Here is a 23352-nt window from a genome sequence, read left to right on the forward strand (position 1 = left end):
TTTCCATAGAGTATACGTTTATAGTATAATAAAAGTTACCAAGTAATTATTTTTTAATAAAGATTTAATCTTTATTAAAATTTTCATCTTTTTATTTTTCTATGGAATATTTTATCCGTAAACTTGCACTACCTTTAATATAAAAATACTGCAATATTTTTATATTTAGACATTTTATCATGCTAGGATATTTTCTATCCATTATTGGATAGTCACTATCTACAAAAAGATAGCTGTGCATTTATTTACTATTACGGATAAGATATTCTCTTTTTTTCTTCTTTTTCCTTTCAACTTTTTTTATATTTTTTTATTTTTTTTGTCTTTTTTTATTGTTTTTTATTTTTTTAAATTTCATACAACTTATCTAAAAATTTTGGTTCATTTACCATAATTTAACCGACAAATTTTGTGTTTTTTCTACATTTGTGTAATAATTGCAAAACAATTTGTAATTCCTTCAATTAACTTTCTATGAATTCTTGAATAATTAGGCTTCCGTTAGTATTTAGGTTATAAGAATTAAAAGTTTTAATTCTTATCAATTTTATTTTAAAATTTTCTAAAAAGTTTATTTTTAATTAAAAATTCATTATATTAAATGCTAACCTTTACCATATATATTATTAATTAACTAATTTTAGAACTTCTGCAGTAGCCATTATTGGATTTTTATATCCTTTTACTCTTCCAAAGAAAATTTGTTTTCCTTCTCTATGAGTTTCCACAATAGTTGTTCCTTTTCCAGTGACATCATACCAAACTACTTCTCTATATACATTTTCTCCATTTTCAAGAATAGCTTGTACTTTATTAGGTAATACATAACTTTCTTCTGGTTTTAAAGTTACTCTTATATCCTGTATAGAAGTTATATCCTCTTCTACTGAAAAAATTTTAGTTATTTTTTTATCGGAATCTTTTTCTTTACCAATATATTTATATTCCCCAAGATAAGTGGTATCTATATAGGTAGTTTCTTCTCCCTGAGGATTGTACCAAGTAATTTCTTTTCCTTCATAAATTTTAGGCAGAGATATATCATAATTTACTAAAAGTTTTTCTACATCATCATCGCCTTTAGTAAGCAATGCTATGTTTTTTTCTCCCTGTGGTGATACTATCTTAACTTCCTTTGGAAATGCGTTTAGCGCCTTTGCTCCTACCACAAACATAAGTATAACTATAAAAGTTAAAAATTTATTACCTTTCATATAAAACATCTCCCTTCTACAATTGACAACTTTATTCAATTCACAATTCACAATGCATAATTCACAATTGTGGATATTTCTCAGTTATTACTGAGAAATTTTAAATTGATTCTTTTTGAAGTTATAGACTAACTTTTTATGAAAGATTAGCAATCACATTGCTAATCAAAAAATCTATTAAAGAAATTATTTTTCCTAAAAATAATTTCCTCCTTAATTGTGAATTGTGCCCTGTGCATTGTGCATTATTTTAAGTTGTGCACTGTGCATTATTTTAATTTCTATTAATAAATATTACCATTATTTTACAGTAGTATTCCACTATAGAACTTAAATTCCTTCATAAAGAAGAAAAGTTTTAAAATTTTTCACACATAAAAAAACTAGCAATATAAAATTGCTAGTTTAAAATCCATTAAAGAAATTATTTTGCTTAAAAATAATTCCGTCCTTAATTGTCAATTGTCCTTTGTCAATTCTCCATTGGCTAAAGCATTCTATTCATAAAAACATTTCGTAGAAATAAATTCATTATAAATTCTAATAAATAATTGTTTATTATTATATTTAACATATATCCTAAGGATACTATATAAATTATTCTGTCTTTATTTACTCTGAGGCTGTTAACTAATCCTAGAGTTATTGATACAAAGAAAGCTACCATTAATGTAGCTAGTATTGCTACCATAAATATAAAATTAGCATTAATTAATATTAGTAGAAGTAATATTAAATATCCTACAGTGTAATACAATAATGATGAAGTTACAATTTTAAATATATCCATATAAGTGTTTTTGCTTCTAAATATTTTACACATTATATAAATACATAATGTTATCAATAGAGCAAATATTATCATGGAAACTAACGAAAGGCAAAATATGCTACCTGCACTTAAAATTTTACTATTTTGTATCTCATTTGCAAAGGTACTGAAGCCATAAGGCATTCCTCCATATAACATACCTTCTCCAGCAGTAGCATTTAAAGAGGCTACTAGACGATTAATTACCACTCTTACCATACCCGCTGAAAATAATGAATTTATTATTGATATAATTCCTAGTAATATCCAAGTAGTACCACTGGTAAGCTTTTCTGTGATTCCCTTCATTGTTTCAAAAGGCCTTATGAACATTCCCTTTATCAAATTTAAAATACTGTACTTTTCTTCAAAATTTTCTTCTGGTGTATAACTCTCAAGTTTTATTTCCTCTTGGAAAGTTTCTTCATTAATAATTTCACCATTAACTTCAGCATTTTCATTGTTAGCTTCATTCTTTTCTGTACTTTCCTCTACAGAAGAATCTTCCTCTAGTTCCTTACCACATACTTTACAGAAGCTTATATCTTCATCATATCGTATGTCACAGTTTTTACAACGCTTCATTTTACTTCCTCCTTATTTTAGTATTTACTATAATTGTAACTTATACAATTATATTTACATATATCCTTTGCAAAAGATTCTTATTTTATAAACGTTAGGCAATTGAAAATTGACAATGGACAGTGGACAATAAAGTGGCGAACACTGTTCGCCGCTATAATAAATCTATTAAAGAAATTATTTTGATTAAAATAATTTCAACCTTAATTCTTCATTCTTCATTCTTAATTCTTAATTATTATAGTTTCTCCATAAGATTAGCTAAGTTTATTAGGTCTTGCTCCAAATCATACTGCACCCTTAAACAATTGAGAATTGACTATTGACAATGGACAATTATTGATACTTCTCCTTTATGAAGAAGTTTTAAATTGTTTTATTAAGAATCTCTCTAAAGAAATTAATTTGCAAAATTAATTTCAACCATAATTATCAATTTTCCATTCTCAATTCTCCATTGATTAAGTTCCCCAGAGGTGAAAAAACGATGAACAATGTTCACCGTTATAAAAAATCTATTAAAGAAATTATTTTGATTAAAAATAATTTCCACCTTAATTGTCAATTGTCCTTTGTCAATTCTCCATTGAATAAGTTGTCAATTGTCAATTTTCCATTCTCAATTGCCTTACGCTGCTATGTCCTTTTTATTAGTAATATGCTTCTTATGTGATAGCTTTTTATATATTAACCAGTAGGTTATTCCTACCATTATAGCTCCACCTAACATATTTCCTAGAGTTACTGGTAATAAATTGTGTGCTGCTCCTTTTATTGTTAAGTTAGATAATTTTTCTGGTGTTACATGAGATGCTTCAACAAATAATGCATTACCTTTTGCAAGTAAGCCTATTGAAAAATAATACATGTTTGCTACACAGTGTTCAAATCCAGCTATAACAAATACGAAAATTGGTATAAACCCCATTAATACTTTTCCTGGCACTTCTTTTGCTGCATATGTACCCCATACACTAAGACATACTATTATGTTGCATAAAATTCCACTAAAGAATCCTTGAGATAATGTAAGATTTGCTTTTGTAGCTGCAACCTTTATGGCATATCCCCCAACGGCTCCTCCATTTAACTCAAGTAATCCTGCTCCATACACAAGTCCTGCTATTATTGCTGCTCCTATAAAATTACCTATATAAACTAAGCTTAAGTTTCTTATCATATCACTAATTGATATTCTCTTTTGTGCTACTGCTACTGATAATAAGCAGTTTCCAGTAAATAACTCTGCTCCACATACCAAAACAAATACTAATCCTACTGGGAAAACTATACCGGCCATAACTTTTTGTAATCCGAAATTAGTTATGCTATGTGAAGCCACCGCTGATCCGTATGCTCCTAACGCTATAAATACTCCTGCCAACATTCCAAGAAGCAATGTCTGAGATGTCCTATTTTTAGCTTTTTTAACCCCCATTTCTTCAACATACTCTGTTATCTCTAGTGGTGATAACATCAACTTTTCCATTTACTTGCCCCTTTCACTTTACCCCTCTAAAGCATGTATTTAACACATTTAAAGGTTTTCATAATCGTTATATTAAACAGCACCGTGATTATTATATTTTAGCTTTAGAAGGAAGTCAAGGTTAGACAATTGACAATTGAGAATTGAAAATTGACAATGGACAATTGTGGATATTTCTCAGTAAAGACTGAGAAATTTAGAATTGATTCTTTTTAAAGTTGCACGGCAACTTTTTATGAAAAAAACTAGCAATTGCATTGCTAGTTAAAAATTAGTTAAAGAAATTAATTCTTTAAGAATTAATTTCCTCTTTAATTGTCAATTGTCCATAGTCAATTTTCCATTGACTAAGTCCTTAATTGGCTAAATTTTCTTTTGTTGTTTTTACTATAGAGTTAAGGATTCTACATATTTCATTACATTCCGTTAATAGATGCCTTGCTTCTTCTGTTTCTAAATATTTTGTTTCTATTAATAGTTCCAGCCAATATTCTGATTCTCTTGCTTCTTTAAGAGATAAGTTCATTTTTGATAAAAAGTCTTTTTTACTTTGTGCTTCTAATGCTTCTTTTATATTTGCACCTATACTTGTACCTGATTTTAATAATTGCTTTGATAAAATAAACTCTTTTTTCTCCTCACTTAAATATCTATACAAATTTATAACTAAGATAGAAAATCTAAAGGATTTTTCCTCTATTAAATTAGTTCTCACAGTAAACCTCCTAAATTTAATTTATATAGATAATTAACATAAATAGGAAATACTATACATTATACAATTGAGAATTAAAAATTGATAATGGATAATTTATGAAAAAAACTAGCAATTATATTGCTAGTAAAAAAATCAGTTAAAGAAATTAATTCGTTAAGAATTAATTTCCTCCTTAATTGTCAATTGTCCATCGTCAATTCTCCATTGCTAAAACCATTGTATATTATATATCTGCAGTTCATCTAGTTGCAGGTAGTCTGTTATGAATTCTTTTGGGAAGGTTTTAGCTAGTATTTGTTTGAATTTTGTTAGCTTTTCTTCCGTTGGCTTTTCTAATCCTTCTTCTTTGTATTCTGTTTCTGTGAAGAAGGTTCCTTGAACTTTATAGGCAGTTTCATGATTTATTATATATAGGTTATTTTCTTCATCTAATTTTAAGTTACCAAATACAGTTGGAGGTAATTCTGTTCTTTCGATATTAGAGATTTTATAGTCTTTGTTAAAATTTGCACTATATATACAATCTTTTACCTCACCAGTCTCTAAATTTAAGGAAAATGTTTTAAATACTATTTTACTATAGTCTTTTGAAATTACAGCATCTTGTATTTGTTCTTCATTGTTTTCCATCTCATATATTAACTTATCATTTATATATAAATTAGATTTATGGCTAGGATCATTTCTTTTAGTTTTACTATATAATAGTTCTTGACCATCATTATATATTCCCATTAAAATGCCTTTAACAGAATTCACTTGCTTTTTAGAATTTATATCATATATTCCATAAGATAATACAGATGGATTTATATGAGCTGTAACTAATATATGTTCATCATCTAACCATTTAATCTCTGTTATGTTTTTTAAATCTTCATCCTCTATATCTATAACATCTATTTTTTCTTTTTTTATATTTTGAATCACAATTTGTGAATTATTTATCGTATTTTGATCTTGTTGAAATTTATAGGCTATGTTTTTATGATTAGGACTTAGAACAAGTAATTCTTTTCTTTTACTTGGATCTCCTACTACTTTTATTTCTTCTTTCTTTTCATCATAAATGTATATATTGTTGTTTCTTTCAAAAACAGCTTTTAGATGTGCTTTTTCTGTCAATTTAACCTTGTTATCATCTTTCTTATCACAACCATATAATAAGCAGGAAGCTAACACGACAAAAAGCAATAATAAATTAACAAACTTCTTACTTTTACTTCCTTTCTTAACTAGCATTTCCTCTACTCCCTTACTCATACTTTTCCTACATCACGAGAATAATTATACTCCTTAATATATACGTGTATCAATACAGAAAGGTTTTATTTAAGGTAATTTTAATAATAAAAGTTATACAATTGAGAATTGAAAGTTGACAATTGACAATTATGGACATTTCTCAGCAAAAACTGAGAAATTTAAAATCGATTCTTTTTTAAGTTACATAGTAACTCCCTATAAAGAACTAGCAACTATAATTTTTTCTATAGTATTAGCTAAGTTTATTAATGTTGCTTCAAACTATGCTGAACCCTTAAACAATTGAGAATTGAAAATTGACTATTGACAATGGACAATTATTTATACTTCTCTTTTGCAAGAGAAGTTTTGAATTCATTTCTTTTAAAAGTGACGCAGTCACTTTTATTAAAAAATCTATTTAAAGAAATTAATTTATCAAATTAATTTCAACCATAATTATGCATTGTCCATTCTCAATTCTCCATTGATTAAACTGTTCCCCAAAGGTGGAATTTAATTGACTAACTTTTTTATGCATATAAAAAAAGAACACCTAAATTACTTTAGGTATCCCTTTAATTTATATTTAAGTTCAAGTGTTATCAATTAAAAATTAAAAATAGTTTCATCTTTATATTCTATTCCCTATTTAAAATTAAATGCTTATTTATTTAAAGCTTTTTCTACCACTGATGAAATTAGGTTTTCATCAGTTATATATGGTAATGTAATATGATCTGTTGATGAATGTTTTTGATTGTATTCTATAGAAGTTTCTATTGAGTGAGGGTTTCTTGCCCAAGCTCTTCTAGCAACTCCTCCCATAACATCCCATGCCATAGAAGATTTAATTATATCGTCTACTCTTTCACTACCATCAAGCACAAGACCAAATCCACCATTTATCGATTTGCTTGTTCCTACTCCTCCACCATTGTGAAGTGCTATAAGACTCATGCCCCTTGCCGCATTTCCTGCAAAGCATTGAACAGCCATATCAGCCATAATATTACTTCCATCTTTTATATTAGAAGTTTCTCTAAATGGAGAGTCTGTTCCACTTACATCGTGATGGTCACGACCTAACATTATTGGTCCAACTTCACCTTTTCTTACCATGTCGTTGAACTTTAATGCTATATCTATTCTTCCTTGTGCATCTTGATATAGTATTCTAGCTTCTGTTCCAACTACTAGCTTATTTTTCTCTGCATCTTTAATCCAGATGTAGTTATCTCTATCTTGTCCTCTTCTATTTGGATCAATACATTCCATAGCTGCTTTATCAGTTTTTATTAAATCTTCATGATTTCTACTTAAACAAACCCATCTAAATGGTCCATAGCCATAATCAAATAACATAGGTCCCATTATATCTTCTACATAAGATGGGAATATAAAACCATCTTTCTCATCTACACCATTTTTAGCAATATCTTTTGCTCCTGCATCATATACTGCTTTCATAAAGGCGTTACCATAATCAAAGAAATATACTCCTCTAGAATCCAATATCTTAATCAGTTCATAATGTTTAAGCAGGGTTTTATCTACTAATTCTTTAAATTTCTTTCTATCTTCTTTTAAAAGTCTAGTTCTTTCCTCAAAACTTATGCCCATAGGTGCATATCCACCTTCATAAGGAGCATGGCATGAGGTTTGATCTGATAATAAATCTATTTTAATATTTTTATCTACAATATATTGTAGTAAATCAACAACATTTCCATGATAAGCAATTGAAATTGCTTCTTCGTTTTTAACTTTTTCTAAAGCTACTTTAAATATTTCATCAAGATTATCTGAAGCCATTGATACCCAGCCTTGGTCTAATCTTGTTTTTATTCTTGAATAATCAACTTCTGCAACTATTCCAACACCATTAGCTATTTCTATAGCCTTAGGCTGTGCACCACTCATTCCTCCAAGTCCTGATGTTACAAATATTTTTCCTCTTAAATCTCCATCTTGAGGAACTCCAAGTTTTGACCTTCCTGCATTTAATATAGTATTGAAGGTTCCATGTACTATACCTTGAGGTCCTATATACATCCATCCTCCTGCAGTCATTTGACCATAGTTGGCAACCCCTAATTGGGTAGCTGTATGAAAATCTTCTGGATTATCAAACATACCTATCATAAGCCCATTAGTAGTTATAACTCTTGGAGCCTTCTTAGAACTTCTAAATAGTCCTAATGGATGTCCTGATTCAACAACTAAAGTTTGTTCATCAGTAATATTTTCTAAGTATTTCATTATAAGTCTATATTGCATCCAGTTTTGACATACTTGTCCTGTCTCCCCATAAGTAACAAGCTCATAAGGATATAATGCTACATCAAAATCTAGGTTATTATCTATCATTACTTGGAAGGCTTTACCTTCCATACAATTTCCTTTATATTCATCTATAGATTTACCATAAATTCTTCCCTCTGGTCTGAAACGGTAACCATAAATTCTTCCTCTTGTTAATAATTCTTCCATAAACTCTGGAGCTAGCTCTGCATGATACTTTTCTGGTATGTATCTTAGTGCATTTTTAAGCGCAAGTTCTGCTTGAGCTTTTGTTAATGTAAAGCCTCTATCCGGAGCTCTTCTAATATCGTCTTGAAATTTTGGCATATTAGGTAGTTCATCTTCTAATTTAATAATCATAGCTTTTTCAATATCTAAATTATTTAACATATAGCCACCCCCAAATACAATTTACAATTTAAAATAATTCTATCTCTAAAATTACCTTTTACAGGTATCTGAAAGAAAACAACAAGTCAAAGATATTAGTTTATTTTATATCGAACAAATTATCAGTTTATACTCATAGTAATATCTGACAACATAATATGATGTAAAATAAGCTAATATAGTGGCTGCTTATTTTTTCAAGTACCTTATTACAAGTTTTTAATTGTACAAAGTTATTTCTCTCAATCATCAATTGTGTATAATTTCTATAAATTACTTAAAAATTACTTTTATAATAAGAAATTAATATATTAAAAATTAATTTCCAAAATACAATTTACAATATATAAATTAACTAAACTTTAAAGAATTGTCTTTACCCCATTATGAATTCTTAATTGTACAAAATTATCTTTCTTAATTGTCAACTGCATATAATTCTCAAAAATAATTGAGAACTTTTAAATTTGATATTATGATTTTACTTTACATAATTATTTTTTCAAATTATTATGTTTTTAATATCATTTGCATATCATTATCAATTGTCTATGACATTATCTTAATTGATAAAATAATAAAATAATGCATTACAAAGAAATATTAAACTACACATTACTCTATATTCTTTATAAACTCAAAAAATCCTTCCAAAAATACTAACTTTTTTCACAAATTAGTACATTATATCTTTTTGATACATAAATTCATTATTTTTACTTTATTACATTAACGCGTTAAAGTGACTTATGCAATTGAGAATTGACGATTGAAAATGGAGAATTGCAGATATTTCTCAGTAGAAACTGAGAAATTTAAAATTGATTATTTTTTTGAAGTTACACAGTAACTTTTTTATAAAGAATTAATAATTATATTGCTAGTAAAAATTAATTTTTATGTTAATTACCTAAACCACAGTAGCGAACAGTATTCGCCATAACCATTATATTGTAATATATATAAAAAATGGCGAACAATGTTCGCCGCTACAAAATTATCTTCTATCACTGATGTGCAGTATAATATAACACAATATTTATATTAGTTAGTATTTGTATTATATTGATTCTCTTAACTAATGTTAGCTTAAATTTTGGGTATTGTTCTGAACTATACTGCACCTCAGGGGAACCCTAAAGGGTTTCACTACTGTTCCCCAGAGGTGAAAAAACTAGCAATTATATCGCTAGTGAAAATTAATTTTCTTGTTAATTACCTAACTGTAGCGGCGAATAGTGTTCGCCATAACTATTACATTATGATATTTATAAAAAATAGCGAACAATGTTCGCCATTACAAAAATCTATTAAAGAAATTAGTTTGATCAAAACTAATTTCTACTTCAATTGTCAATTGTCAATTTTCCATTGATTAAGTTGTTTCTCTATTTAAAAACTTTATTTAATTCTTCTGTTCCTTCAACTACAAATCTTCCATCTCTAATTATATCTATTTTCTCTCCATCTTTTGTTATTACCGAGATAAACTCTAGTCCATCATACGGAAGGGTTATATCTGTATGACAACCTGTATATGCTTCCTTTGGATTTGTTTTTCTTAATATAGATTTTTCATTATCACGGGCAATAATTTCTTTATTGTCCGGATTATAAACAGGTAAATCCTCGCAATATGAGAAACAAGTATCACCTACTGCAAAGTGAGGTCCCATTTTTTCAACTATTAGTATTGGAAGTAAATTAACTATTCCATACTTTTGTGCTATAACATAGGCAAGTGTATTAGTGCCTATAGCAAATTCCCCTAATGGAAGAGTTTTATTTGGGAATAATAAATTTTCTTGAATATATTTTTTATTTTCTTCTTCCTCTTCAAAATTAGTACAATTGTATTCCTCAATAAATCCATCCTTAAATTTTAGTTCAAGATTATTGTATTTTAAATCATCTAAATAAACTTCTTCAACATGAAGTATTCCGTTAGTATCTTTTAATACTGGAGACGTAAATACCTCTCCTACTGGAATATTAACATCAGCAACACAATTTTCAAAGTTAGTTTCTTTTTCTGGATTTTTAAGCTCATGCATTTTAACCATTATATCTGTTTTATTTGTACCTTTTCCTTTTACATGAACAAATTCACCCTTATCTAATACATCTATAATTTTTTGTTGAATTACTTCATACTTCTTACTCTCTAACATGTTTATTTCTAATGTATCTTCAAAGATTTCCTCAAATTTTTCTCCTATTTCAGGAGTTGGGAAAGCTATAATTGTAAAACTTGTCTCTGACTCCGGAAGATACTTATCTTGTTCTCTTCTGATATTATTATTACATTCTTGGAATAACTCTGATTGTTCTTCACTCAATTTTAAAGCTTCTTTTTTACTTTCTGGCGCGAAAGGTATTTCTCCAAAACTTTCAAAAACTAATATTCCTGAATATTTTGCAAGATCTTCTTTAAATTCTTCTAGTTTTTTCTTAGAAGCTTCTATTTTTAAATCAGCATATTCTTTATTAAAGAATAATCCAATATCAAACCTATGGTCGTAAGTTAATTGCTTATTAGCATCTGTAGTAGTTGCCTTTGGTAAAATTGAATCCAGTCCATATACTTTAAGCTTTTTAATAAGAGCTCTAGTTATTTGTTCTTGTCCTACATAAACTATAAGTAAAGCTGTAGATTTTTTAGTGTAATCTTTATTATCCCTTTTAAATCCACTAATATAAGCTTCACATACTGTATTTGCTATTGTATCTATCTTGTCATAATCATTTAAAAATTTAGCAGTTTTTATTTCATTGTCACTTATATATTCACCATATTTAAATAGATATCTTAAATCTGATAAATCTTCATTTTCAACTATAGTTTTTACATAAGAACTTGTGTTTATAAATAAATCTGATAATCTTTCTTTAGCTTCAAATTCTACAACTGATTTTTCAAATTCAAAAATAAGATTTTTTATTTGTTCTGCATTGACTTCATGATTTATAACATAATTATATAAATCTAAAAATAATTTGTTGTAAGCATTAATTCTAGCTTTTTTATGCAAAAAAGCATATTTTATATATTCTCTGTATTTATTAGCTAACATTGAGGCTATTTTACCTAATTCTTCCCCAAAAACCTCAACAGCATAGCTTGGATTACAATAGCTTGTCTTGTAATTTTCACCTCTTATAGGCTCGTAAAGTTTATGATTTTCTTCAAGTAATTCTTCAAAGCTTTTAGATTTGAAATACTCATCATTTAATTTTTCTTCCAAATCACAAAGATTAGATATAAATGCTGCTATTTCTCTTAAAAATAAGCAAAACTTACTAATATCACAACAACATTTTTCTTTTGCAGCTATAGATTTTATTATAGCTACAGAGTTTTTATAATCTACCTCATTAAAATCGCAAAGATTCATAGTGCGTCCCCCCTTTTATTGTATAAAATACTACCATATATTGAGAAAATAGACAACGTATAAATCAATTCACAATGCATAGTTCACAATTATGGACAATTGTGGATATTTCTCAGTGAAAACTGAGAAATTTAAAATTGATTAACTGTAGCGATGAATAGTGTTTGCCATAACTATTACATTATGATATGCATAAAAAATGGCGAACAATGTTCGCCGCTACAAAATTATCCTCCATCCCTGAGGTGCAGTGTAATATACTGCAATATTTATATTAATTAATATCTAAATTATATTGCTTATCTCCACTAATATTAGCTTAAATTTTGGGTATTATTCCGAACTGTACTGCACCCTTCAACAATTGAGAATTGAGAATTGACAATTCTTAATTGCCTAACTATCTTTCTCCAAGTTTTAAATTTGGTATGGCATTTAAGGTTAAGTCTGAGGTTCTTCCATTTAAGTATTCAAAATATGCTGCGCTTCCTATCATAGCTGCGTTGTCGGTACATAACACCATTGGAGGGAACAATACTTTTATATCATTTTGCTCTCCAGCTTTTATCATGGCTTCTCTTAAAGCAGAGTTAGCTGCAACCCCTCCAGCTATAGCAATTTTGTCTACTTTTTTTATTTTGCAAGCTTTTATAGCATTATCTACAAGTACATCTACTACTGCCTTTTGAAAAGATGCAGCAGTATCAGCTACGTTTATTTCTTCATTTTTCATTTTCATTTTGTTTAAATAGTTTAAAACTGACGATTTTATTCCACTAAAAGAAAAGTCTAAGCTTTCTTCATGGAAGTTTGCTCTAGGAAACTTTATTGCATTTTCATTTCCTTCCTTGGCAATTTTATCAATTTTAGGTCCTCCAGGATATCCAAGTCCTAAAGCACGAGCAACTTTATCAAAGGCTTCCCCTGCTGCATCATCTCTAGTTTCTCCCATTACTTCAAAATCTCCATAGTCTTTCATATGTACTACAAAAGTATGTCCACCTGATACTACAAGAGTTACAAAAGGCGGTTCTAACTCTTTATATTCTATAAAATTTGCGCTTATATGTCCTTCTATATGATTTACTCCAATTAACGGTATGTTTAAGGAATAAGCTAAAGATTTAGCATATTGAAGTCCAACTAATAATGCCCCAACTAATCCTGGTCCATAAGTTACTCCTATTGCACTTATATCTTGAAAAGTTAAATTAGCTTCATCTAATGCTTCTTGAACCACTGCACTTATGGCTTCTATATGTTTTCTTGAAGCTACCTCTGGAACTACTCCTCCAAATTTTTGATGTATATCTATCTGAGAAGATATTATATTAGATAATACCTCTCTTCCATTAACCACTACCGCTGCAGAAGTTTCATCACAACTTGACTCTATGGCAAGTATTTTAAAATCCTTCTTCATAATGTCACCTACTTTTTTACTTTGTTTGATTAAAAAAGTTATTAATCCTTACTATTATACACTTTCATTATGTTTGTAATCAATTTTTCTAGAACAACTTTTTAAAGCATGCTTTACATAAAAGAGTTTTGCCTTTGTTTGCAGATATAGCATTTTCTCTTGAAATGCCCTTCCCACAAATTTCACAAAGTAGAGTATTATTATTTTCTTTCTTTTCTTTTAAATTATTGTTACCTATCTGATTTTTTTTATTTGAAGGCGGCGAATATTCTATAGGTTCTTGAGGATTATCTAATTTCTCTATGGAATAATTCATTTTATAGATACTTTCTCCAAATAATTCAAGCTCAAAACGAGGATTTTTTTCGTCATAAAATTCTTCTATTATAATTCTTCTAACTTGAGCATCATTTATAATAAGTCCACTTTTCTCTACACCATCAAAAATACTTTTAGTTATATTATTTGTATCAGGATGACGCTTTCGAGATTTATAATAAACTTTTAAAATTGCGATTAATGATTCGCTAAGTACTATATTAGGATTTTGTATTCTACATTCATAAGCTATTTCTTCCTCATAAAGTGCATATCTATCATGATATTTTCCTGATCTATAAGGAAGTATAGCTCTACCATTTATATTAAAAAGCTTAAAATTAGATTTAGAAATGGGTGAACCTTTTACTATAACTTTTGCATAATTCTTACTCATAAATACTCCTTTTCGATCAATTAACATTACTAAATTATAAATAATTGTTTTCCTAATTCTAAAATTATAACACAAAACATATGTTTGCACATAATTTACTTCATAAAATTTAACATTTTCATGACCTATTTAACATTAAAATAACTTGAATTTGAATTAATATTGGGCTTAATATATAATATATATTTAAATAACATAACCTAATAATAGGTATTTAAGCAATCAGGGGGCACATTATGGCAAAAAACAAATATACAAAAAGTCTTTCAGTAACTCTTATTAATACTATAGTATTTATAGGATTTCTCCTTCTTATTGATTCTTATAGAAGAAATGAAGCAATACATGAAATCTTTATAGCTGGTGCTATTTATTTTGGAGTTATATATGTAGTTCAGGTTATAACTTGTAAGTTAGAAGAAAAAGGAGCTATTGTTGAACCTGAAACTAAAAATAAAAAAAATACTTAGAGACTTTTTATAAAAATAATTAATGTTACTTAACCAAAAGGATATCTGAATACTTCAGGTATCCTTTTTTAATTAACAAAGTTATGCAATTGAAAATTGACGATTGACAATGGACAATCGTGGATACTTCTCTTCTATAAAGAGAAGTTTTAAACTGATTTCTTTTTTGAAGTTACACAGTAACTTTTTATAAAAAACTAGTAATTGTAGTTTCTCCATAGTATTAGTTAAATTTATTAGACACTGTTCAAAGCTATACTGCACCTCATGGGAACCCTAAAGGGCTTCACTACTGTTCCCCAGAGTGAAAAAAGCTAGCAATTGTATTGCTAGAAAAAAATCAATTAAAGAAATTAGTTTTATCAAAACTAATTTCAACCTAAATTTTCAATTATCAATTGTCCATTCTCCATTAATTAGATTGTTCCTTGAGGTGAATTAAATTCACAGTGCCCAGTTCAAAACTTACGATTACTAAAAATAATTTATTAATAATTCAATAGTTATTTACCAAATTAATTATACATATAAATAACTAAAAGGTGGTGATTTTATTAGATTAAAAAATATTTCTTTAAAAACTAAATTAATATCATTAGTTGCTATTTTTCTTTTGATTTTAGTTATAATTTTTTCTATTAATTTATCTATAAAAAATAATAGAGAAGTAAAAAAAGAAATGATATACCATCAATTAATAGATGTTAAAGAACTTATTACTGTTAAATATAATTATTCTCATATAATATCACTAAAAGATAGTTTTAAATTTAATGATTTAGTAATTCCTTTTACTGAAAAATCTCTTATTTTGAAATATGATGGTTATATAAAGGCTGGGGTAATTTTAGATAAATCAGAGATAACGCTAAAAGGTAATAAACTAATTATCACCTTACCTAATTCGATTATATTGGACCATATTATAAACGAGGACGATATATCAATACTGGATGAAAGAACTTCTATATTTAATCCAATTCAAAGCAATGATGTATTCGAAGAAATTTTAAAATCTAAAAAAGAAAGAGAAGAAGAACTAATTAAAAGTGGTTTTTTAAATGAAGCAAATGCCACCACTGAAGAATTCTTAAAAAATTTCTTTGAAGAACTTAATTATGAGGTAATAGTGGAGTTTAAATAATTGAGAATTGACAATTGACAATGGAGAATGGAGGATATTTCTCAGCAATTGCTGAGAAATTTAAAATTGATTGTTTTTTAAGTTACACAGTAACTTTTTATAAAAAAAACTAGCAATGTAATTGCTAGTTTAGAAATTTATTAAAGAAATTAGTTTGATTAAAACTAATTTCATCTTTAATTGTCAATTGTCCATTTTCAATTCTCAATTGTCTAACTACCAGCTTCCAGATGAACCTCCTCCACCGGATGAGCCTCCACCGAAGCCGCCACCACCTCCTGAGGATCCACCTCCGAAACCACCAGAGCCACCTCTTCCGCCTCTTCGTCCAATCCCACTAAAGAATAACATTCTACATATTCTTCCTCTATTAAATATAACATCTATTATTATTAAGAATATTATAAAACCTATACCTATATTTCCTAAAATAGAGTTTCCACTTTCTTGAGGACGAGAAACTTTCAAATTTTTTTCTAAGGTTACATTATATTCTTTGGCAATAGCATCAGCAAATGTACTATATGCTTCTAAGAGCCCTAAACTATATTCTCCATTTTGAAATCTAGGTTTTGCAACCTCTTCCATCACTTGATTTGAGTATATGTCTGGTATAGCTCCTTCAAGACCTCTCCCTACTTCAACTCTCCATTTTCTATCTTCTACTGCTACAAGTATTAAAAGCCCATTGTCTTTATCTTTCTTACCTACTCCCCAAGCTCTAAAAAGCTTATTAGCATAATCTTCAATAGGATAATCCTCTAAAGATTTTATTATTACAGTGGTCATTTCTGCAGAAGTTTTCCTTTCAACTTCCCCTCCTATTGCTATAAACTGTGCTTTAGTGCTTTTATCAGTTATTCCTACATAGTCATTTATATATTCATATTCTGTAACTTTAGGAAAATCTATTGCCGACGCAGCTTTAGGAAGTATAAAAGTAATTAATAAAAAAAAGCTTAAAATTAAAGTTTTTAACTTATTATTTTTAATTAGCCTTCTCATAGATTATCACTTACTTAAACTCAACTTTTGGAACTTCTTTAGCACCTTCAGCTGCTTTATAGAATGGTTTTTCATCAAATCCAAACATAGAAGCTACAATATTAGTTGGAAATTTTCTTCTTTTACTATTATACTCAGATACAATTCTATTATAATCTTCTCTTCCAATTGCTATTCTATTTTCTGTTCCTTCTAAGGCAATAGTTAAATCCTTAAAGTTTTGATTTGATTTTAATTCTGGATACCTTTCTACAACTACTAAAAGTCTTGATAATGCACTTGAAAGCTCTGCATCTGCATTCGCTCTTTCTTCTACTGTTTGAGCACCAGATAATTTTGCTCTAGATTCTGCAATTGATGTAAAAATTTCTTTTTCTTGTGATGCATAACCCTGAACGGTAGATACCAAATTTGGTATTAAATCTGATCTTCTTTGAAGCTGAGCATCGATATTTGCTTCAGCAGTTTTTACCTGCTGATCTAATGAAACAAGTTTATTATATGTTCCCACTACTGGAAATAACATAATAACAAATACAACAACTACTATTAATACTGTTCTTAAAGTTTTTCCCATTTTAAAAACCTCCTTTAACAATTGACAATGGACGATTGACAATGGACAATTGTGGATATTTCTCAGCAAAAGCTGAGAAATTCAAAATTAATTGTTTTTTGAAGCTACAGAGTAACTTTTTATGAAAGATTAGCAATAACATTGCTAATCAAAAAATCTATTTAAAAGAAATTATTTTATTTAAAAATAATTTCATCCTTAATTGTCAATCGTCAATTGCCCATTTTCCATTGATTAAGTTGTGAATTATAAATTCTGCATTGTTTTACAGTTTTCCAAGTTCAACAAATAAACATTGATTATTTTCTATGTTGAATCCTAATTCCTTTGCTTTATTTATTACTTCATCATTATAGGAACCTGGTTGGAACCAAAGGTTGTTTATTCCATGTTCTTTTATAGTTTCTAGAGAATTTAATGCAATTTTAGGATTTACAATTACACTTATACCTTCCACCTTTTCTGGTAATTGTTCTACAGAAGAAGCTATTTTTATTCCTTCAATTTCATCATATTTAGGGTTTATACCATATACTGTATAACCTTTTTCTCCTAACCTTTTTAATATTTTGTATCCAAATTTACTTTGATCATCTGTTGCACCTAAAACAGCCCACTTTTTTATCTCAAGCATTTTATTCATAATACATCTCTCCTCCTTAGGTATTTGTAATAAAATAACTAGTTAAATATAATAAGAATATTTTCTGTTGAATACAGAATAATTTACACTAATAATGATATATAAGCAAATTACACTAAATCAAATTAAAAGAAAATACATATCATATTGAATAGCTATTTATCAATACCTTAATTAATATTTATTAAATTATTATCTCCAGTAAACTCATATATAATGTTTATATTTTAAAATAATCATCATCTTATTACAAAAACATCTAACAATTTATAAAATTATTAGCTCTAGCGATATAAAATTTAACCATTATTCTAAAATATCACAATATATTTATATTATATTATACCTATTAAAGATTTTTGTAAATAATGTATAAAAATCTAATATTTTTGTGTTAGCACTAATCCAATCTTTGTTATATAATATAATATATAAAATAAGTGCTATATTATTGTGTATATAGTGTAACACATTATTTAATGGAGATAGAACCGTTGGAGAACAGTCTTATATAATTCACAGTTCACAATGCAAAATTCGCAATTTTGGATATTTCTCAGCAATAGCTGAGAAATTTAGAATTAATTTTTTGAAGTTACGCAGTAACTTCTTATAAAAAACTAGCAATAAAATTGCTAGTAAAAAGTTTATTTAAGAAATTAATTCGTAAAGAATTAATTTCTACCTTAATTTTGCATTGTGAATTGTGCATTATGCATTGATTAAGTTGTTTTCTCTCGCTGGTTAATTAATTAAGTTAAGCAATAGAAAAGGAGATTTAAAATGTTGCCATTAAATGAAATAAGTGTTGATATAATTGAGGATGATTTAAGATATCTTAAACTTTTATCTCACAAGTTCCCTACAATTTCAGATGCTTGTACGGAAATTATAAATCTTCAAGCTATATTGAACTTACCAAAAGGAACGGAGCACTTTCTTACAGATATTCATGGTGAATATGAAGCTTTTAATCATGTTTTAAAAAATGCTTCAGGAGTAATTAAAAGAAAAGTTAATGATATTTTTGGAAATACTCTAAGAGAGAGCGAAAAAAAGGAGTTATGTACATTAATATATTACCCTGAACAAAAGCTTGAGCTTGTAATGCAAGAAGAAAAGGAACTTGATGATTGGTATAGAATAAATCTATATCATCTTATAGAGATATGTAAATTGGTTTCTTCTAAATATACTAGATCTAAAGTCAGAAAAGCTTTACCACCTGATTTTGCATATATTATTGAAGAACTATTACATGAACAGCAAATCAGACCAAATAAACAAGATTATTTTAATGGTATATTAGATACAATTATAAGAATTGGAAGAGCAAAGGAATTTATTATTGCTATTTCTCATGTTATCCAGAAACTTATAGTTGATAGACTTCACATAGTTGGAGATATTTATGATCGAGGCCCTGGAGCTCATATCATAATGGAAAGTTTAATGAAATATGATAATATAGACATTCAATGGGGCAATCATGACATATTATGGATGGGAGCTGCTGCTGGCTGTGAAAGTTGCATTGCCAATGTTATCCGTATTTCTACAAGATATGCTAATTTAGAGACATTAGAAGAAGGTTATGGCATTAATTTATTGCCACTAGCTACCTTTGCTATGAACACTTATAAAGATGACCCTTGTAAATCTTTTAAACCAAAAGATACTGCTGGGAATTATAAAGAAAAAGATTTAAAGCTTATGTCTCAAATGCATAAAGCAATTTCCATAATTCAATTTAAGCTTGAAGGAGAAATAATCCAAAGAAGACCAAGCTTTAATATGAAAAATAGATTACTTTTAGATAAAATTAATTTTGAAAAAGGTACGGTAATGGTAGATGATAAAGAATATGAGCTTAACGATATAAACTTTCCTACCATCGATCCTAAAAATCCATATAAACTTAATGATGAGGAAAAAGAATTAGTTTCTAGATTAAAATCTTCATTTTTAAGTAGTGAAAAGCTTCAAAGACACACTAGATATTTATTTTCTAAAGGAAGTCTATATTTAACTTATAACTCAAATCTTTTATATCATGCTTGCATTCCACTAGATGAAAATGGTAAATTTAGAAAAAGTAAAGTTGCTGGAAGACAATATAGTGGTAAAGCTTATTTAGATATAGCTGATAGAATTGCAAGAGAAGGTTATTTTAATAAAGGCAATTCAGAAACAGACCTATATGCCATAGATTATTTATGGTATTTATGGTGTGGAGAAGATTCTCCTCTATTTGGGAAAAATAAAATGGCAACATTTGAAAGATATTTTATTAATGATAAAACAACTCATAAAGAATGTAAGGATCCTTATTTTGGATTTAGAGATAAAGAAGAAATTTGTAATAAGATATTAGAAGAGTTTGGATTAGATCCAACTAGTTCTCATATTATAAATGGACACGTTCCTGTTAAAGCTGTTAAGGGAGAAAGTCCTATAAAAGCTAATGGTAAATTGCTAGTTATAGATGGAGGCTTTTCAAAGGCATATCAGCCTGAAACGGGACTTGCAGGATATACACTAATTTATAACTCCTATGGATTACAGCTTGTATCACATGAACCATTTGAATCTACACAAAAAGCAATAGAAGAAGGAAAAGATATATTATCTTCCTCTATAATACTTGAAACTACAAAATCAAGGCAAAAAATAAGAGATACAGACATAGGAAAAGAGTTAATAACTCAAATTAATGATTTAGAAAAACTCCTTATGGCTTATAGAAAAGGTCTTATTAAGGAGCTTAAATAAATATATATTTAAAAATTCTTAACAATCCAAAAGGGGAAGGTGAAAGCTGACCCCTATTTTTTTATATGAAAACTTTACTTTATTTAATTCAATTCACAATTCACATCTTAAAAATTAATAATGAAGAATGAAAAATTTATGGATACTTCTTGCTTATAGGAGAAGTTTTTAATTGATTTATCCTAAAGTTACACAGTAACTTTTTCTAATAAAATATCAATTGTATTGTTATCTAATTTTTCATTCTTCATACTTAACTCTTCATTCTTATAGATTCTCCATAGTACTAGTAAAATTATCACGTATTGTTCCAACCATACTGCACCTCAAGGGAACCCTAAAGGGCTTCACTACTGTTCCCCAGAGGTGAAAAAAATGGCGAACAATGTTCGCCGCTACAGAATCTATTAAAGAAATTAGTTCAGCTAATACTAAATTCCTCCTTAGATTGTGAATTATTCTAAGTTGCGCGTTGATTAAGCAAAAAAAACAATACCCACAACAAGGAGGCTATCTTGTTGTGGACATTGCTTGTGTTTCGGTTTTTTAATATTTTAATATTAAAAAGGGGATAGATATTAATTACCTAAAGATAATTTATCAACTAGCGTCAATTAATTATCTAAGGTTAACTAATTGCGTAAATTAATTGGTTTTTGGCATCTTTACTAATTATTTTAGATGCCTAATCTATTCTAATTTTAAGTTAGCTGTCATTGTCTTTCCATCTCTTACAAATTCTACAGGTACTACATCCCCTTCTTTGTAAGAGTCTTTAATTTTATTTATTTCTTGAACTGTACTTACCTTTTTATTAGCAAATTTGACTATTACATCTCCTGGTTGAAGCCCACCTTTTTGAGCTACACTTAGGCTTTCTACCTTTTCTATATAAATTCCAACAGGTAACTTATTAGCCTTTGCTAATTCTTCATTAAGATTTATACAGGAAATTCCTAACTTTAGTACTGGTTTTGTTAAATTATCAAGTTTATCAAGTACTTCATTTATTGGAATTGAGAATCCTAAACCTTCTACTCCCTGCTTACCTATTTTAGCAGTATTTATTCCAATTACTTGACCTTTAGAATTAATTAGTGGTCCACCACTATTACCTGGGTTGATAGCAGTATCAGTTTGTATTAGCTTTAATGTTTTACCATCTTCAAACTTCATTTCTCTGTTTAAGGCACTTATAATACCTGTTGTTACTGAACCAGAGAATTCCTTTCCTAATGGATTTCCTATAGCTACAACCTGCTCTCCAACTTCTAGTGCATCTGAATCACCAAACTCTAATACTCCTGGCATTTCTACTTTTTCTGTTATTTTAAGAACTGCCAAATCTGCATCTTCTTGATAATTTACAACTTTAGCAGAAACTTCTTTACCATTATGGAATATTACTTTAACTTCTGAAGCCCCTTTAATAACGTGATAGTTAGTTAAAACAGTTCCATTTTCGTTAAATATAAATCCCGAACCAATTCCTTCTTGAGGTTCAAATTGCCATCCAAAGAAGTTCGAACTTACAGTTTTAGTAGCAACCCCTACAACTGCTGGAGAAACTTTCTTAGCAATCTCCGGTATGTTCATTGAAGCTGTATTAGTCAATGGTGCAGAGGTATCATTATTTGTTTGTGGTTTAGAAGATATATTTTTATTATTGCTATTATTTATTATGCTGTAAGTTATAGTACCTCCTACTGCTCCACCTAAGAGTGAGCAAATAAGAGCTATAGCTATATAAGCACCAAATTTTCTATTCTTTTTTTGTTTTACAGGTTTCTCTACTGTAAAACTAGTATCATATATATAGGTTTTTTCCACTTCATTATTTGAGTCATTAGAATTATTAAACTCACTCATAGTATTTAACCTCCTTATCTCAACCCTGTAACTAAATATTAGTATAGTTATATGTCAATTTTGTGTCTTTACAATGACATTTCAATGTCATTATAAAAAACTTTAAAATTTTATAAAATCTTTCCCCCTATATTGTATGTGAAAATGTTATTCAAAACATTATTTTATTAGTATTATCTCTATGTTAATTAAAGATAATACTCTATTAATTAATAACGAAGAATAAGAATTTGTGTAAACCTCCCCCTTCTACAATGGATAATGGAAAATTGTCAATGGACAATCATAGACATTTCTCAGCAAAAATTGAGAAATTGAAAATTGAATTTTTGAAATTACATAGTAACTTTTTGTAAAAGATGACAGCTATATTGCTAATAAAAAGTTCTACTTAAAGTGGCGAACAATGTTCGCCGCTACAATAATGTGTTAAAAAAATTATTTGGTTCAAAAATAATTTTAACCATAATTCTTCATTCTTTATACTTAATTTTTAATTATCATAAATCCTCCATAAAATTAGTTAAATTTATCGTGTATTGCTCCAAACTATACTGTACCTCAGTGGAACCCTTATACAATT

17 protein-coding genes are annotated in these 23352 nt (G+C 28.1%); 3 read left to right on the forward strand and 14 right to left on the reverse strand.

The window, feature by feature from the left end:
- Positions 1 to 626 precede the first annotated feature (626 nt).
- From ACY1IQ_RS12825 to ACY1IQ_RS12865, 9 genes are all read right to left on the reverse strand, one after another.
- Positions 627 to 1214 carry an Ig-like domain-containing protein gene (locus tag ACY1IQ_RS12825; RefSeq protein ID WP_461614302.1) on the reverse strand — a complete coding sequence of 196 codons (588 nt, stop codon included), beginning with the start codon at positions 1212 to 1214 and terminating at the stop codon, positions 627 to 629.
- Positions 1215 to 1701: 487 nt separating this feature from the next.
- Positions 1702 to 2610 carry a Yip1 family protein gene (locus ACY1IQ_RS12830; protein ID WP_461614303.1) on the reverse strand — a complete coding sequence of 303 codons (909 nt, stop codon included), beginning with the start codon at positions 2608 to 2610 and terminating at the stop codon, positions 1702 to 1704.
- Positions 2611 to 3238: 628 nt separating this feature from the next.
- A complete protein-coding gene (locus tag ACY1IQ_RS12835; protein WP_461614304.1) occupies positions 3239 to 4099 on the reverse strand; it encodes a formate/nitrite transporter family protein in 861 nt (286 codons plus the stop codon).
- 355 nt (positions 4100 to 4454) lie between these two features.
- Positions 4455 to 4814 (reverse strand): four helix bundle protein, encoded by a 360-nt coding sequence (locus tag ACY1IQ_RS12840; protein ID WP_461614305.1) that lies wholly within the window; start codon positions 4812 to 4814, stop codon positions 4455 to 4457.
- A 210-nt stretch (positions 4815 to 5024) separates the two neighbouring features.
- Positions 5025 to 6059: a hypothetical protein gene (locus tag ACY1IQ_RS12845; protein WP_461614306.1), complete on the reverse strand. Its 1035-nt coding sequence runs from the start codon at positions 6057 to 6059 to the stop codon at positions 5025 to 5027.
- A gap of 669 nt (positions 6060 to 6728) precedes the next feature.
- Positions 6729 to 8756, reverse strand: coding sequence for a urocanate hydratase (locus tag ACY1IQ_RS12850; protein WP_461614307.1), 2028 nt, complete (start codon positions 8754 to 8756; stop codon positions 6729 to 6731).
- A gap of 1388 nt (positions 8757 to 10144) precedes the next feature.
- Positions 10145 to 12151, reverse strand: a complete 2007-nt coding sequence (locus tag ACY1IQ_RS12855) for an aminopeptidase (protein ID WP_461614308.1) — start codon at positions 12149 to 12151, stop codon at positions 10145 to 10147.
- A gap of 400 nt (positions 12152 to 12551) precedes the next feature.
- Positions 12552 to 13574: a tRNA (adenosine(37)-N6)-threonylcarbamoyltransferase complex transferase subunit TsaD gene (gene tsaD, locus ACY1IQ_RS12860; protein ID WP_461614309.1), complete on the reverse strand. Its 1023-nt coding sequence runs from the start codon at positions 13572 to 13574 to the stop codon at positions 12552 to 12554.
- Between the two features lie 88 nt (positions 13575 to 13662).
- Positions 13663 to 14289, reverse strand: a complete 627-nt coding sequence (locus ACY1IQ_RS12865) for a RusA family crossover junction endodeoxyribonuclease (RefSeq protein WP_461614310.1) — start codon at positions 14287 to 14289, stop codon at positions 13663 to 13665.
- Between the two features lie 236 nt (positions 14290 to 14525).
- On the opposite strand from ACY1IQ_RS12865, the gene ACY1IQ_RS12870 reads away from it, so the two are divergent.
- Together ACY1IQ_RS12870 and ACY1IQ_RS12875 are read left to right on the forward strand one after the other, a co-directional pair.
- Positions 14526 to 14759 carry a hypothetical protein gene (locus tag ACY1IQ_RS12870; protein WP_461614311.1) on the forward strand — a complete coding sequence of 78 codons (234 nt, stop codon included), beginning with the start codon at positions 14526 to 14528 and terminating at the stop codon, positions 14757 to 14759.
- Between the two features lie 613 nt (positions 14760 to 15372).
- A complete protein-coding gene (locus tag ACY1IQ_RS12875) occupies positions 15373 to 15903 on the forward strand; it encodes a DUF4230 domain-containing protein (protein ID WP_461614312.1) in 531 nt (176 codons plus the stop codon).
- A gap of 216 nt (positions 15904 to 16119) precedes the next feature.
- Here ACY1IQ_RS12875 and ACY1IQ_RS12880 read toward each other — a convergent pair whose 3' ends face one another.
- The 3 genes from ACY1IQ_RS12880 to ACY1IQ_RS12890 form a co-directional block, all read right to left on the reverse strand.
- Positions 16120 to 16908, reverse strand: coding sequence for a TPM domain-containing protein (locus ACY1IQ_RS12880; protein ID WP_461614313.1), 789 nt, complete (start codon positions 16906 to 16908; stop codon positions 16120 to 16122).
- 10 nt (positions 16909 to 16918) lie between these two features.
- A complete protein-coding gene (locus tag ACY1IQ_RS12885; protein WP_461614314.1) occupies positions 16919 to 17485 on the reverse strand; it encodes a LemA family protein in 567 nt (188 codons plus the stop codon).
- Between the two features lie 265 nt (positions 17486 to 17750).
- Positions 17751 to 18128, reverse strand: coding sequence for a CoA-binding protein (locus ACY1IQ_RS12890; RefSeq protein WP_461614315.1), 378 nt, complete (start codon positions 18126 to 18128; stop codon positions 17751 to 17753).
- A gap of 783 nt (positions 18129 to 18911) precedes the next feature.
- Here ACY1IQ_RS12890 and ACY1IQ_RS12895 point away from each other — a divergent pair.
- Entirely contained in the window at positions 18912 to 20900 is a 1989-nt protein-coding gene (locus ACY1IQ_RS12895; protein ID WP_461614316.1) for a fructose-1,6-bisphosphatase, read from the forward strand.
- A gap of 188 nt (positions 20901 to 21088) precedes the next feature.
- On the opposite strand, the gene ACY1IQ_RS12900 is transcribed toward ACY1IQ_RS12895, so the two are convergent.
- Positions 21089 to 21214, reverse strand: coding sequence for a hypothetical protein (locus ACY1IQ_RS12900; RefSeq protein ID WP_461614317.1), 126 nt, complete (start codon positions 21212 to 21214; stop codon positions 21089 to 21091).
- A gap of 376 nt (positions 21215 to 21590) precedes the next feature.
- Entirely contained in the window at positions 21591 to 22769 is a 1179-nt protein-coding gene (locus ACY1IQ_RS12905; RefSeq protein ID WP_461614318.1) for a S1C family serine protease, read from the reverse strand.
- Positions 22770 to 23352: the final 583 nt, after the last annotated feature.

The organism is Clostridium sp. Marseille-QA1073 (genome assembly GCF_054863625.1).